This is a genomic window from Streptomyces sp. NPDC002573 (genome assembly GCF_042889625.1).
Lineage (GTDB): Bacteria > Actinomycetota > Actinomycetes > Streptomycetales > Streptomycetaceae > Streptomyces > Streptomyces gibsoniae.
Genome location: NZ_JBIARC010000031.1, coordinates 1 through 15661 on the forward strand (window position 1 = coordinate 1; position 15661 = coordinate 15661).

Annotated in this window: 14 protein-coding genes and 4 pseudogenes; 9 read left to right on the top strand and 9 right to left on the bottom strand. The window is 68.8% G+C overall.

What is annotated here, in order from left to right; all coding sequences use genetic code 11:
• Window positions 1-95: 95 nt before the first annotated feature.
• Window positions 96-386, bottom strand: a pseudogene (locus tag ACFYX0_RS26500) (maleylpyruvate isomerase N-terminal domain-containing protein); the annotation flags it as partial.
• A 555-nt stretch (window positions 387-941) separates the two neighbouring features.
• On the opposite strand from ACFYX0_RS26500, the gene ACFYX0_RS26505 reads away from it, so the two are divergent.
• Both ACFYX0_RS26505 and ACFYX0_RS26510 read left to right on the top strand, forming a co-directional pair.
• A complete protein-coding gene (locus tag ACFYX0_RS26505; protein WP_388973673.1) occupies window positions 942-1244 on the top strand; it encodes a hypothetical protein in 303 nt (100 codons plus the stop codon).
• Between the two features lie 266 nt (window positions 1245-1510).
• Window positions 1511-1645, top strand: a complete 135-nt coding sequence (locus tag ACFYX0_RS26510; protein ID WP_388973857.1) for a hypothetical protein — start codon at window positions 1511-1513, stop codon at window positions 1643-1645.
• Here ACFYX0_RS26510 and ACFYX0_RS26515 read toward each other — a convergent pair.
• Window positions 1617-1840: pseudogene (locus tag ACFYX0_RS26515) on the bottom strand (TetR-like C-terminal domain-containing protein); the annotation flags it as partial. The gene ACFYX0_RS26510 and the pseudogene ACFYX0_RS26515 overlap by 29 nt on opposite strands.
• Window positions 1841-1952: 112 nt before the next feature.
• On the opposite strand from ACFYX0_RS26515, the gene ACFYX0_RS26520 reads away from it, so the two are divergent.
• Complete coding sequence (locus ACFYX0_RS26520; RefSeq protein WP_388973675.1) at window positions 1953-2102, top strand: hypothetical protein; 150 nt, start codon at window positions 1953-1955, stop codon at window positions 2100-2102.
• Between the two features lie 45 nt (window positions 2103-2147).
• Here ACFYX0_RS26520 and ACFYX0_RS26525 read toward each other — a convergent pair whose 3' ends face one another.
• Window positions 2148-2720, bottom strand: a complete 573-nt coding sequence (locus ACFYX0_RS26525; protein WP_388973677.1) for a hypothetical protein — start codon at window positions 2718-2720, stop codon at window positions 2148-2150.
• Window positions 2721-2984: 264 nt separating this feature from the next.
• On the opposite strand from ACFYX0_RS26525, the gene ACFYX0_RS26530 reads away from it, so the two are divergent.
• Window positions 2985-3350 carry a DUF4440 domain-containing protein gene (locus tag ACFYX0_RS26530; protein WP_388973679.1) on the top strand — a complete coding sequence of 122 codons (366 nt, stop codon included), beginning with the start codon at window positions 2985-2987 and terminating at the stop codon, window positions 3348-3350.
• A 70-nt stretch (window positions 3351-3420) separates the two neighbouring features.
• Here the strand turns inward: ACFYX0_RS26530 and ACFYX0_RS26535 are convergent, their stop codons facing one another.
• The 4 genes and pseudogenes from ACFYX0_RS26535 to ACFYX0_RS26550 all read right to left on the bottom strand — a co-directional run bounded on the left by ACFYX0_RS26535 (window position 3421) and on the right by ACFYX0_RS26550 (window position 6933).
• Window positions 3421-3795, bottom strand: coding sequence for a winged helix-turn-helix transcriptional regulator (locus ACFYX0_RS26535; protein ID WP_388973681.1), 375 nt, complete (start codon window positions 3793-3795; stop codon window positions 3421-3423).
• 237 nt (window positions 3796-4032) lie between these two features.
• The gene (locus ACFYX0_RS26540; protein ID WP_388973683.1) at window positions 4033-4902 is read right to left on the bottom strand and encodes an aldo/keto reductase; all 870 of its coding nucleotides are present in this window, start codon (window positions 4900-4902) and stop codon (window positions 4033-4035) included.
• A 75-nt stretch (window positions 4903-4977) separates the two neighbouring features.
• Window positions 4978-5426, bottom strand: a pseudogene (locus ACFYX0_RS26545) (nitroreductase family deazaflavin-dependent oxidoreductase).
• 517 nt (window positions 5427-5943) lie between these two features.
• Window positions 5944-6933 carry a helix-turn-helix transcriptional regulator gene (locus ACFYX0_RS26550; RefSeq protein ID WP_388973685.1) on the bottom strand — a complete coding sequence of 330 codons (990 nt, stop codon included), beginning with the start codon at window positions 6931-6933 and terminating at the stop codon, window positions 5944-5946.
• 92 nt (window positions 6934-7025) lie between these two features.
• Here ACFYX0_RS26550 and ACFYX0_RS26555 point away from each other — a divergent pair, with 92 nt between their 5' ends.
• Window positions 7026-7424: a VOC family protein gene (locus ACFYX0_RS26555; protein WP_388973687.1), complete on the top strand. Its 399-nt coding sequence runs from the start codon at window positions 7026-7028 to the stop codon at window positions 7422-7424.
• Between the two features lie 117 nt (window positions 7425-7541).
• Here the strand turns inward: ACFYX0_RS26555 and ACFYX0_RS26560 are convergent, their stop codons facing one another.
• On the bottom strand, window positions 7542-8009 hold the full coding sequence (locus tag ACFYX0_RS26560; protein ID WP_388973689.1) for an SDR family oxidoreductase: 468 nt from the start codon (window positions 8007-8009) through the stop codon (window positions 7542-7544).
• Window positions 8010-8260: 251 nt separating this feature from the next.
• Between ACFYX0_RS26560 and ACFYX0_RS26565 the strand changes: the two genes are divergently transcribed.
• The 3 genes and pseudogenes from ACFYX0_RS26565 (at window position 8261) to ACFYX0_RS26575 (ending at window position 12986) form a co-directional block, all read left to right on the top strand.
• The gene (locus tag ACFYX0_RS26565; RefSeq protein WP_388973847.1) at window positions 8261-12331 is read left to right on the top strand and encodes a beta-galactosidase; all 4071 of its coding nucleotides are present in this window, start codon (window positions 8261-8263) and stop codon (window positions 12329-12331) included.
• A 54-nt stretch (window positions 12332-12385) separates the two neighbouring features.
• Window positions 12386-12514 (top strand): annotated as a pseudogene (locus ACFYX0_RS26570) (IS5/IS1182 family transposase); the annotation flags it as partial.
• Window positions 12515-12548: 34 nt separating this feature from the next.
• The gene (locus ACFYX0_RS26575) at window positions 12549-12986 is read left to right on the top strand and encodes a PPOX class F420-dependent oxidoreductase (protein WP_388973691.1); all 438 of its coding nucleotides are present in this window, start codon (window positions 12549-12551) and stop codon (window positions 12984-12986) included.
• A gap of 13 nt (window positions 12987-12999) precedes the next feature.
• Here ACFYX0_RS26575 and ACFYX0_RS26580 read toward each other — a convergent pair whose 3' ends face one another.
• Complete coding sequence (locus tag ACFYX0_RS26580) at window positions 13000-13644, bottom strand: TetR/AcrR family transcriptional regulator (protein ID WP_388973693.1); 645 nt, start codon at window positions 13642-13644, stop codon at window positions 13000-13002.
• 86 nt (window positions 13645-13730) lie between these two features.
• On the opposite strand from ACFYX0_RS26580, the gene ACFYX0_RS26585 reads away from it, so the two are divergent.
• Window positions 13731-15230 carry an FAD-dependent monooxygenase gene (locus ACFYX0_RS26585; RefSeq protein ID WP_388973695.1) on the top strand — a complete coding sequence of 500 codons (1500 nt, stop codon included), beginning with the start codon at window positions 13731-13733 and terminating at the stop codon, window positions 15228-15230.
• Window positions 15231-15661 lie beyond the last annotated feature (431 nt).

Genomic DNA, 15661 nt, shown 5'->3' on the forward strand with positions numbered 1-15661 from the left:
TCAGGGAGCACGCACCGTCAGCGGATGCACGCCCCGGGCAGACACCCGCGCGTTCCGGGACCACGCCCGGCTACACCACTTCATGGGACGCGATCCAGTTCCTGCGTCGACGCGGCCAACCAGGCCAGCATGCCCTCGCGTTCCCGAGGCGCGGACGGGGCGCCATGCGGGGCGGACTTGGCCATGGCGTCAGGCCCTGCGGCGATGGTGGCGGCCCAGGCGCGGCGCCCCTCGCCCAGGTGCTGCACCAGATCGAACAGCGTCCACTCGGGACAGGTCGGCACCCGTACATCGAGGCTGGGGGCGGCAGCGACCGCGGCGCGGAAGGCGGCCGACCGTTCGTCGATGAGTCGCAACAGGTCAGGGAAGTCCAGAGTGTCCTGCAGGCCGGATGTCTATCACTGTGCTCCAGGCGACACGCATGCGGATTTTCACAGCGACGCGGCGGGCGCGCGGCACAGGCCGCGCACCCTCGGATGGCGCGGTGTCCCTGTTCTCATGCGCAGCATAGGTCGAGGTCGCCCGCTCGGGATTCCCGCTCGACCAACACCCCTCAACATCGGAACGACAACAGCCACTTAAGGATGCGGTGGCTGGCCCCAGTTGCCTCGTTACCGAACGCGGACAGATCTGGATGAACAACGCCTGGCCCGGCACCATCTCATGTGGTGCAGCGAAACAGCCGACTCGGCACTGTCGCTGACCGCTCGGCGGGGCCAAGGCCGGCGAGGACAACGCCAAGACCAACGGGGACAGGGCCAGACCGGCATGCGGACGCAGACGACCGCCACACACCGCACCACCACTCCACCGGCGCGCCCAAGGCGGCAACCCCTGTCTGCACCCAGACCCTGCCTGACGGCACCAAGGGCGAGATCTACAGGCTCGGTCAGCAGCACTACCTGCTCGAGATCGTCCTCCGCGGTGACGTCCTGGGAACCATGGAGGCGAACCACCAGGACGCCGGGCTCGACGCCAACGACATGTTCATCGTGCTCACGCAGGACAGCCGGGTCCAGTCCTGGATGGGCGGCGGACACGAGGGACCGGGCATCTTCAAGCTCATGGGCGGCTGGACGGCCAAGGTCACCAAGGTCGGTGAGGACCACTACCGCGCGCGGATCCTCGGCGACGCCGGGGGCGTGTCCGCCTCGCTGGACGCCAACGAGCACGACGCCGGTGTCGAGGTCAACCGTGTCTACATCGTGCTCAACGCCGGCGGTGTGATCGGCGCCCACGTGTAGCCGCCCACCGTGTTTCGGCTCAGCCCTGACCGATCCGCCGGGACCAGGGCCCGCTCGGCGAGCGGCGGGTGCCCCGTGCTGCACGGCGTCAACACGGGGCACCCTCGTGGTAGGTGCGACCGTGCGGCTGGTTACCGGCGAAGGACGTAGGCCAGTCGCCAGGCGGCGGTCCGCAGCAAGCGGGGCTTCGTGCGTGTGGCTCAGCCAGGAGAACCCCCCATGCCGGGACGGCATTGATTGTGCGTACCGTCGATGACGCTCTCCACATGAAGCAGATGCAGCCCTCGGACAGTCGCCGCGACCTCGCCTTTGCAGCTGTCTTCGCCCACGTCGACCTCTCCGACGATGTCGAAGCGGTCGACGGTGGCAGCCTCACATGGCGCGCAGGCCACGGTCGGTGAAGGCGATCAGCCACTCGAAGCTCTCGTCGATGTCGGCGACTGGAAGCCGTTGCCCGCCTGCAACGTGGCGAAGCCGTGGCAGAGGCTGCGGAGCATGCGCAGGGCGTGGTCCACGTCGGACTCTGCGATCTCGTAGCCGCGCAGGACCGCCGATCTGCTGGCTGGCAAGGTAGAGACGGCGGCCAGCGCTTGGTCCGCGCCGACGGCGTAGGAGAGGGAGGCCGCGCTCGGCGGGCCGCCCATGCCCGCCACTGCGCTGGGATAGATCCTCATCGCCGAATTCGCCATCCATGCCTGGAGTGTTGCGGTGGCCACCGGTCAGCGTCTCGACGTCCTCTTGTCCTTGGCCGAGGCCGCGTTCGACACCTACACGCGTGAGGCACTCCGTATGCGCGGCATGGGCCTCCTCGGCGAGCAGGTGCCGCAAGATGCCCCGCGCGCCTCTCTTCGACCATGACCTGGCCTTGACCGGCAGGGATCCCCGATGGGCCGCCCTCGGCTCTCAGTGGCCGGCAGGTGGCTCGAAGCAACCCGCCTCTGGGTAGGGGCCATTGGTTGACACCTGGTAGTTGGTCTTCTGTACGAACGCGGTGACGCAGGCATCGGCATGGACGCGCAGGCCCACCAGGGCGCCCTCGGGCCTGACCTCCCGGCCGTTCTCGAAACGCGAGTTCATCGGCTTGACCTGCAGTGTCCCGCGGAGCAGGTTCCCCTTGGCGTCGAAACTCTCCTCCTGGTAGCCGAGTTTGAGCATCGCGGCGCGGACCGTCTTCGGGTCCCACATCCTTTGCTGCCACAGCCGCTTGAGCACGGGCTCGATGCGGTCGGCTTCCCGCTGGGCGTCCTTGGCGCTCGCGGCGGACATGTTCCCCGCGATCCGGAAGCCGTTGTTCTCGCGGTAGTGAGGGGCGCCGTCGCCGGCCCCCGGCTCCACGTAGGGAGACGCCTTCATGGACGGGCTCGGGGTGGTGTCGGTCCCCTTGGTCATGGTCACGCCGGTCGCCCCCGCGGTCGCGTGCTCCGTGCCGCAGGCGCCGAGTGACAACGTCGCGAGTACGACCAGAGCAGCCGTCACAGCACCCCTGCCGCGCCGCCCGGACCCGCACCGTCCGGCCGCCCCGAACCCAGCAGTTCCCATGAAACCCTCCCGCATCCCTGCGTCCCCCATTTCAAGGTCAAGCTCACGATAGACGCCACCCTTTGCCCGGTCCTGAGTATCCCTACTCACTTGCGCCCGAGAGCCGATACGCAGCGGTGGCGGCGTCGGCGACGGTGTCGTAGCTCACGCTGGGTGATCTATTCGCTGGGCACCGGCGAGATGGGTCCGTAGGGTTTCGGCATGACTGGCGACAGCGAGCGAGCGGTACAAGCAGCCATCGATGGAGAAATGCGCCTGCTCGATCCCGAGGTGCGTGCTTCTGCGGCTCTTGTGCTGGAGCTTCTGGATCCGGAGTTCACCGAGTTCGGGGCGTCGGGGCGTCGGTGGGACGTGGAGTCGATCCTCGCTGTCACGAGCGCCGGAACGGTGTCATCGGAGTCTCCGGTGAAGGTCAGCGAGATGTCCGGGGTCGTTCTTGCTCCGGGCGTCGTTCATCTGACGTATTTCGCCGACAACCAGGGGCGTCGCGCCTGGCGGAGCTCCCTGTGGCGGCTGACGGAGTCCGGCTGGCGCATGTACTTCCACCAGGCGACCTTGACCAGTTGAACCCTCCCGCGACTGCGGAGTTCGGGCGGGGTCGGCTCCTGGTCGTGCAGGGCATGTACTCCGTGCGGGCTCAGCCTTCCCGGGCGGCGGCCTGGCGGAGGTCGTAGGCGGCGCGGGCCTCGTGGACCGTGGCGGCCCGCTTCTCGGTCCAAGCGCACAGGGCCCGCGTCTCCTCGGCGACCTCACGGCCGAGTTCGGTCAGTCCGTACAGCACCAGAGGCGGTGCCACCCTGGGGTCGACGCTGCGCAGGACGAGGCCGTCCCGTTCCAGGGTCCGCAGGGTCTGGGACAGCATCTTGCGGCTGATGCCGCCAAGGGACCGCTGCAGTTCGGAGTAGCGCTGGACGCCGAGCTCGCGAAGGCTCACCAGCATGAGCAGAACCCACTTGTCGGCCAGGTCCACGAACACGTCACGGCTCGGGCAGAGCGCGTCAAGAACGTTCATGGGTGGCGGGTCCGGGTCAGTGCTCGCTGAGCGCTCCTCTGCAGCCATGGCAATATCCTATACCTTGCTGCCAAATGAAGCTATATCTCCATATGAGGCCTAGTCTCTACTGGAGGTTTGTGGTCACGCCGGTGAGGTCGGCGAGACGGCGCCAGTGGGCCCGGGGCAGGGCCTCGCGTGCTTCCGAGGTGATGATCTGCAGGGCCAGGTGGTTGGCGCCGGCGGGCCGGACGTCGCCTACACGGCCTCGCTGAGCGTCTGGAACTCGGCGTTGCTCAGGGTGATCTGCGCGGCCCCGGTGTTCTCCTCGACATGGGACACGCTGGAGGTACCAGGAATGGGCAGCATGACGGGGGAGCGGTGGAGCAGCCAGGCCAGGGCCAGCTGGGAAGGGCTTGCGCCGTAGGTCTTGGCGAGCGTGTCCAGCGGGCTGCCCGGACGCGCCAACTGGCCGGTGGCCATCGGGAACCATGGGATGAAGCCCAGGTTCTCCCGCTCGGCGTAGTCGAGTACGTCCTCGGCCTGGCGGTTGGCGAGGTTGTACAGGTTCTGCACAGAGGTGATGTCCGCGATCTTCTGGGCTTCGCGGATCTGCGACACTGTCACTTCCGAGAGTCCGATGTGGCGTATCTTGCCGTCCTGCTGCATGAGGCGCAGCTCACCGATCTGGTCGGCCAGCGGTACCTGAGGGTCGATGCGGTGCAGCTGGTAGAGGTCGATGTGCTCCACGCCCAGGTGGGTGAGGCTCAGTTCGGTCTGCTGCCGCAGGTACTCGGGCTGGCCCAGGGGGCGCCAGTCGCCCGGGCCCGGGCGGGACAGTCCGCCCTTGGTGGCGATCACCAGGTCGGCGGGGTAAGGGTGCAGTGCCTTGCGGATGAGCTGCTCGCTGACGAACGGGCCGTAGGAGTCCGCGGTGTCGATGAAGTTCACGCCCAGCTCGACGGCCCGGCGCAGCACGCGCACCGCCTCCTCAGGGTCCTTCGGCGGCCCCCATACGCCGGGGCCCGTCAGCTGCATCGCGCCGTATCCGAGCCGGTTGACGGGCAGGCTGCCGCCGAGCCGGAAGACTCCGGAGGCGTCGGCGGGACGTGAGGCTACCTGTGCCATGGTGGGTACTCCCTGGTGTGGTGCGGTGTGGTGCGGGGTGGCGGTATGTGGGCGGCCCGCTGGTATGGCGGGCGCTCAGCCCTGGTCTGCGATCGGTTCCAGGACGAAGAGGGGGATGTCGCGTCCGGCCTTGGCCCGGTACTCGGGGAGAAGCGGGTAGGCGGCGTCCGCGCGCTTCCACCACTCGGCCTTCTCCTGGCCGTGGACCTCACGGGCGATCATGTCCTGCTTGACGGCGCGGTCCTGCACCTCGACGAGAGGGTGTGCGACGACGTTGCGGTACCGGGAGGGGTGCGCGTGGGCGCCGCCGTTGGAGGCGACCACCGCGTAGGCGCCGTTGCGCTCCACCCCCATCAGGGGCGTCTTGCGGATCTTTCCGGACTTCGCTCCCTTGGTGGTCAGGATGATGACCGGCAGGGGCGTCAGCAGGGCCCGCCCTCTTTGCCGTCGGTGGCCTCGTACTGCGCGACCTGCTCCCTCACCCAGTCGGTGGTGCTCGGCTCGTACTCACCGGGCAGAGGCATTGCTCGTGCTCCTAGTCGTTCTTCACGGCATGGGCGCGGGGTTCGCGGCCGGTTGCGGTACGGCCCGTGGTTTCCAAAGTAGACCCCATCTCCACTGGGGCCCAAGGGGCTCTTTGGTTCCTGGGAAGTGACCCTTCGCACGGGAGAAGGCGGGAAGAAAACGGAAGGGCTCGAAAGCAGAAGGAAGCCCTGCCGCCGGGCGGCCGATGTCGGTCGGCGGGGCGCACGGGCGGCGCCGTGGCCGGTGACCGGGCGCTCCCCGGATGCAGGTGCATCCGATCGGGTGTGTGCCTGTCCGACGGGTCGTGGACCTGGGTGAACCGGCAGAGGATCCGGCGCTTCGTGAGTCGGGGCGTGAGCAATTCGTTGGGTGTGGCAATGTGCTGTGCGGTTGCCCTGCTGCTGCTCGGCTTCGCCGTGCGGGAGGCGGCCGTGGTGCGGCGGCTCCAGCGGGCCGGTATTCGCACACACCGGGCACCCCCTAGGTGTGCTGTCCCAGGACGTTGGTAGCACGCTGTCAGGCTTGGCAGGCGTAGGAGGCGAGACGATCGGCCAGCGCGTTGACGAGGTCGCGCAGTTCGTCAGGGCGCTCGATGACGAACGGCCGGTCGAGCGCGGCGAGCACCGGAGGCAGCCAGTCGAGCCGCTCCGCCCTTATCTCCACGCGCAGCCAGCGCTCGGTCGCCTGGTCTTCGCCCGGCATGGGCTCGTGCACCTCCAGGGTCGCAACGCCGGCGGGGAGGTGGGCTCGGATCTGCTCAACTGTCCCGTGGATCCGCAAGGTCACCTCATGCCGGTACTCGGCCGTGGCGAACCCTGACAACACCCGCTGCGCCGGAGCAGGACCGGCGGGCGCCTCGAATGTGCCGGGCAGGGTTCTTGCGTCCGCGATGCGATCGAGCCGGAAGGTCCGGTCCTCGCCTATCCGGGCGTCCTTGCCCGTGACGTACCACCGGCCCGAATGGGCGACGATCCCGTACGCGTGCAGCGTGCGTTCGCTGCCCCGTCCGTCGCGGTCGGTGTAGCGGATCGAGACCGGTCGGCGGTGGCGTACCGCATCGGCGATGGTGAGCAGGACCTCAGCGTCCGGGGTGTCGAACTCACCGGGCTGATCCGTGAAGGCGAGGGCCTCCAGGAGTGCGTCGAGCCGACGGGCGATGTGTTTGGGCAGTACCCGCCGGATCTTCGCCGCTGCCGTCTCGCTCGCCGCGTGCTCCGTCGTCGTCAGCCCTGCTCGGCGGCCGGCGACCAGGCCGAGCAGCACGGCCAGCGCCTCGTCGTCGCTGAGCATGAGCGGAGGCAGGCGGTACCCGGGGGAGAGCCGGTATCCGCCGTAGCGGCCGCGCACCGACTCCACGGGCACGTCCAGGTCGATCAGCTGGTCCACGTACCGCCGAACGGTGCGCCCTTCGACGCCGAGCCGGTCGGCGAGTTCGGCCACGGTCCGGGTGCCGCCCGACTGCAGCAGCTCCAGGAGCGTCAGCACGCGAGCGGTGGGTCGAGGCATGTGTCCAGCCTACGCGAATACAGGACCGATTCTGTCCACTATTTCTCCTAGTCTGCGAAGTACACGACTCCAGCACAGCCAAGGAGATCCCCATGGACTTCGTCTCGATCCGGATCATCACCAGCGACGTCGCGCGCCTCGTCGAGTTCTACGAGCGAGCCACAGGGGTGCGGGCGATGTGGGCCACCGAGGACTTCGCCGAACTCAAGACCCCGAACGCCACCCTCGCGATCGCCGGCACCCGCACCGTCCCGCTGTTCGCCCCGGACTCTGCCCGCCCGGCGGACAACCACAGCGTGATCACCGAGTTCCTCGTCGACGACGTGGACCGCGTCCACCAGAACCTGACCGGCTTCGTCACCGACTTCGTCAGCGGGCCCACCACCATGCCCTGGGGCAACCGGTCGCTGCTGTTCCGCGACCCCGACGGCAACCTCGTCAACTTCTTCACTCCCGTCACCCCGGCGGCCATCGAGAAGTTCGCACGTTGACGCCAGGGCCAACAGCGTCGCTGACCTGGTGGAGTGGAGGCGTTGCGGCGGCAGGCCGCACCACCGGGTGACCGGTCCCCAGCAGCGCGCCCCGCGCTCAGAGGCCGACGCCTTTGATCACGCAGCCGGCAGCAGAGTCGTGCCCCGGTGATCTGGAGGGCGGCGTCGTCGGCCAGAACGGCGACCATCTCGGCGATGTCCTCGGGCGGGGAGGCCCGTCCCAGCGGTGTCGCGGACTCCGACCCGGCGGATCCATGACGCCTGGTGCTCACCGACGTTGGCGTCGGTGGGCACCAGGCCGGCCGCGACGGTGTTGACGCGGATGCCGTCCGGGCCGAGTTTGCGGGCCAGCGCCCGACCCAACGTGTGCTGGGCGGACTTGACCACGGCTCTCTCGGCGAGACCGGGTGCGCCGCCCGTTTCGGTGCCCGTCGCGCCGATGCGGATGATCGATCCGCCGCCGCGGGCGCGCATGCCCGGGACCACCAGGTGGCAGCAGAGCGGCATGTGCTGACCCGCCTTCGCCTCGCCGGTCAGCGTTGTCCGGCGGGTGGCGGCGGCACCGTACGAGCACTCAATTGCCAAGGTAACGCCGTGACTTACGGCTGCCGAGCCTCCCGCGTCACTCGGACCGCGTTGCCCCCGCCCCATTGTGCCGTGCCTCGCACCCCCTTACTGTTCGACTTTGCCTGAGTTTGTTTGATGCTGATTGCTCAGTCGGTATGGAGGCCTCAGTGCAGAGTCATCGGATCGGTTCAGAGGGCGAGAGACCCGGACGCCGTCGGTGGTGGAGGGCGGTCCTCGCCGTGGCCGCAACCATCGGCCTGTCCGCGTGCATGATCGCACCCGCCACGGCGGGAGACACCGGCAGGCAGGCGCCAACCGCCGCACCCGCCACCAGCCCGGGGGCGCACACGGTGAGTCTCGACGGCTACTCCTTCCTCGTCGATGGCAAGCGCACCTACCTGTGGTCCGGCGAGTTCCACTACTTCCGGCTCCCGAGTCCGGACCTGTGGCGCGACATCTTCCAGAAGATGAAGGCCGCCGGCTTCAACTCCACCTCGCTGTACTTCGACTGGGGATACCACTCGCCGAAGCCGGGTGTGTACGACTTCAGCGGAGTGCGTGACGTCGACAAGCTGCTCGACATGGCCCAGGAGGCCGGACTCTACGTGATCGCGCGCCCGGCGCCGTACATCAACGCGGAGGTCGACAGCGGCGGACTCCCCGGCTGGATGACCACCAAGGCCGGACACAACCGCAGTGACGACCCGCAGTTCCTGAAGTACGCGGACGAGTGGCTGACACAGATCGACCGGATCATCGCCCGCCACCAGATGACCAACGGCACCGGGTCGGTCATCGCCTACCAGGTCGAGAACGAGTACTACAACGGCTCGGCCGCCGGCCGCTCCTATATGCAGCACCTGGAGGACAAGGCCCGCGCCGACGGCATCACGGTACCGCTGACCGGCAACAACAACGGCACCTTCAACTCCGGTACGGGTGCCCTGGACGTCGACGGCCCGGACTCCTACCCGCAGGGCTTCAACTGCTCGAACCCCTCGAAGTGGAACGGCGTCCCCGACATCAGCTACGACCACCCCGCCGGCAAGCCGCTGTACTCGCCGGAGTTCCAGGGCGGCGCCTTCGACCCCTGGGGCGGTCCGGGCTACGACAAGTGCGCCCAGCTGATCAACGATCAGTTCGCCAACGTTTTCTACAAACAGAACATAGCCGTCGGCGCGACAGCGCAGAGCTTCTACATGACCTACGGCGGCACCAACTGGGGCTGGCTGGGCATGCCGGAGAACTACACGTCCTACGACTACGGCGCCGCGATCCGTGAGAACCGCCAGCTGGACCCGAAGTACTTCGAGGACAAGCTGATCGGGTACTTCACGCAGTCGGTGGCCCCGCTGACGAAGACCGAAGCGATCAGGGCCACGCCGCCGGACGACTCGGCGGTTGTCGACACCGCACGGATGAACCCCGACAGCAAGACGCAGTTCCACGTCCTGCGGCACGGGAACTCCACGTCCACAACCGTCGACAAGACCCATATCTCCCTGGACTTCAACGCCCAGCCGTCCTCGGACACCAGCTACACCTGGGACGACCCCGACTCCGCGCTGCAGTACACCGGCTCGTGGTCGCACGTGGCCAACCAGAGCTACACCGGCGGCGACTACAAGCACACTGAGTCGTTCTCCAACAAGGCCGGTGACTCGGTCACCGTCCCCTTCAACGGCACCGCGATCCGCTGGATCGGGTCGAAGACCGACAACCACGGCTACGCCGACGTCTACCTCGACGGCACCAAGGTGACGACGGTCGACGACTCCGGCAGCGAGAACCAGGCGGTGGTCTTCCAGAAGGCCGGCCTGACAGCCGGGGCGCACACGCTGAAGATCGTCGTCAACGGCGACCACAGCTCGGGCTCCTCGGACAACTACGTGGCCATCGACGCCGTCGACGTGCCGGCGGCCGCCACCGCGACACCGACCTACCCGGTCGTGCCCCAGCAGCCGGGCACCGCGATCACGCTCGACGGACGCGACTCACACGTGATCGTGGCGAACTACCGGCTCGGGGAAGCCCAGTTGCAGTACTCGACGTCGGAGATCATGACCAACGCGGCCATCGGCGACCGGGACGTCGCCGTCCTCTACGGCGACTCCGGGAGCGACGGCGAGACCGTGCTGCGCTACTCCTCCGAGCCCACCGTGACCACCAGCGGCGGCACGGCCACGACCACCTGGGACGCGGCCACCGGTGACCTGCGGCTGAACTACACGCACAAGGGCCTGATCCGCGTCAGCATCAGCGGCGGCGGAAAGCGCCCGCTGCTGCTGCTCATCGGCGACAAGGCCACCGCGGAGACCTTCTGGCGTCAGGACACGGCGTCCGGGCCGGTGCTCGTGCGCGGCACCCACCTGCTGCGCACGGCGACCAGCCGGAACGACGGCCACACCCTGGCCCTCACCGGCGACAACGCCGATGACAAGAACATCGAGGTGTTCACCTCCGCCGACCATGTCACCTGGAACGGCAGCGCGTTGGACACCCGAGCCACCGAAACCGGAAGCCTCACCGGGACGATCCCGGTCGCGGCCGCGGTCCGTCTGCCGGCACTGACGAACTGGAAGCATGCCGAGGAGTCCCCCGAAGCGGCCCCCGGTTTCGACGACTCCAGCTGGCAGGTGGCCGACAAGACGACCACCAACAGCGTCTCCGGCGTCAACTCGCTGCCGGTGCTCTACGCGGACGACTACGGCTTCCACACCGGTAACACCTGGTACCGCGGGCGCTTCCGCGCCACCGGCAAGGAGACGGGCATCCACCTGGTCTCCGACTCCGGCGGCCAGGCGCAGGCGTTCTCCGCCTGGCTCAACGGCACCTTCCTGGGCAGCTCGACGACGGGCAGCGCCGACTTCACCTTCCCGGCCGGTTCGGTCGAGTCGAAGGGCGACAACGTCATCTCCGTACTCACCGTGAACATGGGCCACGAGGAGGACTACAACTCGACCAACGGCAACAAGACCGCGCGCGGGCTGACCAGCGCCGCCCTCGTCGGGGCGCCGCTGACTTCCGTCACCTGGCGGCTGCAGGGCGTACGGGGTGGTGAGGACCAGCAGGACACGGTGCGCGGCCCGCTCTCGACGGGCGGCCTGTACGGCGAGCGGGCCGGCTGGTCCCTGCCGGGCTACCCGGACGGCAACTGGAACCGGGTGTCCCTGCCGACGACCGACACCCGCCCCGGGGTCTCGTGGTACCGCAACGACGTCACCCTGAACCTGCCGCACGGCCAGGACACCTCGCTCGGGCTGACGTTCACCGACGACCCGTCGCGCAGGTACCGTGCCACGATCTTCGTGAACGGCTGGCAGGTCGGCAACTACGTCAACTACCTCGGCCCGCAGAGCACCTTCCCGGTGCCCGACGGGATCCTGAACCCGAACGGCCGGAACAGCATCGCCATCGCGGTGTGGAACCTGGACGGCAGCACCGGCGGGCTCGGAAAGGTCTCGCTCACCGACTACGGCAGCTATGCCTCGTCCCTGAGCGTCGCCCAGAACGACAGCCCTCGCTACGACCCCCGTACGAACGCGATGCCCAAGCGTCCGGGAGCGGATGTCACCCTGGACGTACCGGACACCGCTCAGTCGGGACAGGCCTTCACGGCCCAGGCGACGGTGCGGTTGCCGCAGGACGGACCGTCCGCGTCGCGGCTGACCGGCTCGTTCCTAGCGCCCGACGGCTGGAGCGTGAGCGCCACGAGCCCCATGTCCGTCCAGCGCCTGCACCCGGGCGGTTCCGCCGTCTTCACCTGGAGGGTCAAGCCGCCGGCCGGGGAACTGCCCTCCGCCTCGGCCCTCACCGGCACGGTGGACTACCGGCAGCGCGGACGGCATGCCACCAGTGGTGACGAGCGCATCGTCGGGGGGATTCCCCCTGCTCCGCCCACCGGGAAGACCGCGGTGAGCGACCTGCCGTTCTTGTCGTCCACCAACGGGTGGGGCCCGGTGGAGCGTGACAGCAGCGTCGGCGAGCAGGCGGCCGGGGACGGCCGTCCGATCAGTATCGCCGGTGTCAGCTACCCGAAGGGGCTGGGCACCAACTCGGTCAGCGACGTCGAGCTCTACCTCGCCGGAAAGTGCTCGCGGCTGACGGCGAACGTCGGTGTCGACGACGAGACCGGTGGCGCGGGAACGGTGACGTTCTCCGTTTTCGCCGACGGCAAGAGCTTGGTCACCACGCCGACGATCAGGGGCAGACAGGCCGCGATGCCGATCGATGTCGACGTCAGCGGGGCGCAGGTGGTCGACCTCAAGGTCGGTGACGCGGGCGACGGCAACGGAAACGACCACGGCGACTGGGGCACGCCGACGCTGACGTGCGAGTAGGACGCGCCTCCGACCAGGACGTGTCCCTTTGGCGGGACGGTCTGTTGATCGGATGTGTCCGTCCGGTCAGTGATCACTGATGCGATGCGGGACCGGATCGAGCCGCTGATGTCGGCCGATCCGGTCCGTGCATGTCGACGGCCCGATCATGGGCGGATTCTTGGAGCGATCGCGTGGACATACTGCCGGGAGGAGATGACCAAGAGGAGGCGCGGCTTTGGCGGCGGAGTTGAACGAGCAGGTGCGTCAGCGGCTGGAGGAGCCGAACTTCTGGTACCTGGCCACGGTGACGCCGGACGGGGCGCCACATGTCACGCCGATGTGGGTGGGACTGGAGGACGGGCTGATCGCCTTCAACACCTCGGTCGGCCGGATCAAGGAGGAGAACCTCCGCAACGACGCCCGGGTCCACCTCTCGCACGCCGACGCCGAGAACCCGTACGACCGGGTGCAGATCTCCGGCCGCGCGGTGCGCTTCGTGGAGGGCGAGGAGGCCGAGCGCGGCATGGACCGGCTGGCCCGCAAGTATCTGGGCCTGAACGGGTACCCCTGGCTGATCGAAGGCGAGCAGCGGGTCCACGTCCTGGTCCAGCCGGAGCGGGTGCGCCACATCGTCGGCGTCGAACCGTTCCGGCCGGGAGTCATCCCTTCCTGAGGCCGGTGGTCGGTCAGCCGCCGTCACGCCGACTGCCGCGCAAGCCGTTCTCCAGCAGGGCGAACGCGTGTTCCGCGTCAGCCACCGCACCCGCGTAGCGCTCGTCGGCCGGCTCCCCGTACGCCAGGCGTGCGGCATTGTCCTGGGCCAGCGCCCACTGGACTGCGACGATCTGGACTGCGGCGAGCCGCGCCGTGAGTTCCGGGGTGTCCGCGGTCTCTTGCAGTGCCTCGGCGAGTGCGTGTTCGGCGCCGGCCTTGAACCTGGCCATCCGCGCCACCAGCGAGGGCGTGTCGAGGATCATCCGGGTGAGGCTGCGAATGTGCGGATGGTCGTTCAGCCCGGTGATCGGGTCCCGCTCGCGCAGCCCCTGGAGGAAGTGCTCGCGCAGCGCGGTCAGCGGGGCGGTCCCGGGCGGGCGGGCCCGCACGACGCGTGCGGCCTCGGTCTCGTGGTCGGCGAGGCGGTGCACCACGAGGTCCTCCTTCGCCGGGAAGTAGGCGAAGAGGGTGCGCTTGGACACCTCGGCCGCCTCGGCCACCTGAGCCACCGAGACCTGGTTGAAGCCGTGTTCGAGGAACAGCGCGATCGCCGCGTCGGAGATCGCTGCGTGGGTCCGCTGCTTCTTGCGTTCCCGTAGTCCTGGCCTGCCGTCCACGTCGTCCACCGTAGCAGAGGGCTGCACCGAGAGGATTTCTGCACCTGGTATACATTTACTCCCAGTCGAGAAATGAGGGGGCAGTGATGGTGCTGACGGAGAGTGCAGCCGAGGTCGTCGTCGCGGGCGCAGGCCCGACCGGACTGATGCTGGCCTGCGAACTGGCCCTGGCCGGGGTTGAGACCCTGGTGCTGGAGAAGCTGCCCGAGCGCATCGAGCAGGTGAAGGGCGGCGGGGTCCAGCCCCGTACCGCCGAGCTGCTGGAGTCGCGCGGGCTGCTGGAGCCGTTGCTGAAGCGGGCCCTGTCGCGTGAACCGGTGGGCGGGCATTTCGCTGCCCTGCCCGTGCCCCTGGACTGCACACCCTGGCGGACCAGGCACCCATACCCGCTCTCGATCCCTCAGTGGCAGATCGAGGAGGTGCTTGAGGAGCGGGCGACCGCCGCCGGTGTACGGGTGCTGCGTGACACCGCCGTCTCGGGGGTCGAAGCGGACGACGACGGTGTGGTCGTGACGGCGGGCGGTCTGCGGGTGCGGGCCCACTACCTGGCGGCGTGCGACGGCGGCCACAGCACGGTGCGGAAGATGCTAGGGCTGCCGTTTCCCGGCAGGCCCGGGACGCATGAGGCGGTGCTGGCCGACATCCGCCTGTCCTCCGTGTCGTCGCTGGTGCCGCGGCAGATGGGGCATATGAGCAGCCTGACCCGCCATGCGGGCGGTTATTGGGCCATGCTGGTCCCGCTCGGTCGCGACCGGTACCGCATCACCTTCGGAAACGGGGATCAGGCGGAGACGGGCCGCGACACCCCGGTCAGCCCCGAGGAGATCACTGCTGCCCTGCACGCCGTGTACGGCCAGGAGACCACCCTCGGCGCCGTGGACAACTCCTCGCGGTTCACCGACGCCACCCGGCAGTTGGAGCAGTACCGCGTGGGTCGTGTGCTGTTCGGGGGCGATGCCGCACACATCCACCCGCCGCTGGGCGGCCAGGGGCTCAACCTCGGCATTCAGGACGCGTTCAACCTCGGCTGGAAACTGGCCGCGGTCGTCCAGGACCGGGCGCCGAGCGGCCTGCTGGACAGCTACCACGACGAACGGCATCCGGCCGGGGCCCGCGTGCTGCATCACACGTCGGCGCAGCGGGTGTTGGCCCATCCGAACCCGAGCGAGGACGTGGCCGCCCTGCGCGACATTTTCACCGATCTGTTGCGGCTGCCCGACACCAACCGCCATCTGGCGGGACTGATGTCCGGACTCTCGCTGCGCTACGAGCTGCCGGGGGAGCATCCGCTGACCGGACAGCGTATGCCGGACACGGACCTGGTCACCGAAGCCGGTCCCACCCGCCTGTCGGCGCTATTCGACTCGGGGCACGCCGTCCTGCTCGACCTCGCCGAAATCGTCCCGGCCGGCCTACGGCTCCCGCCACGAGTGGACCTCGTCCGCGCCGCACGTACCGACGATGTGGGCACCGCCGCCGTGCTCATCCGCCCCGACGGCTACGTCTGCTGGGCTGCGGACACCTCCGAGGCCTGCGAGGACACTCTGATCGCCGCGATCGCCGACGGCCTCGCGAGGGTGGACTGAACCGGGTGCCTGTCACGGCGTGACGGATGCAAAGAGGAGGTGGAGCAGCCGAGGGGTGACGCTCAGCGCCACGGGTGCGGGAAGGCAGCGGCCGGGATGGGTGCGGCGGGGGTTTCTGGCCGGAAATACGCGGAGACCCGCGCCCGTTGGCGCATTACGTTCGGTCCATGATGCGGCACACCAGGAGGCCGACCAGACGGGGTTCGCGGCGGGAAAGGCGGTGGTTGGCGCCCCTGATCGCCGGGCTTGCGGGGCTCGCACTCATCGCCGCGGGTGTGGTGCTGAGCGCCGGCCCCCGTGTCGAACAGCGGACGTTCGAGCGCGCACCGTACTGCGCGACCCCTCCGCCGACTGATACAAGTCATTGCAGACTGCGGCTCTCCATGACCGTCGTCGCGCGGTCTACCTACACCACCCAGGACTGGGATCCG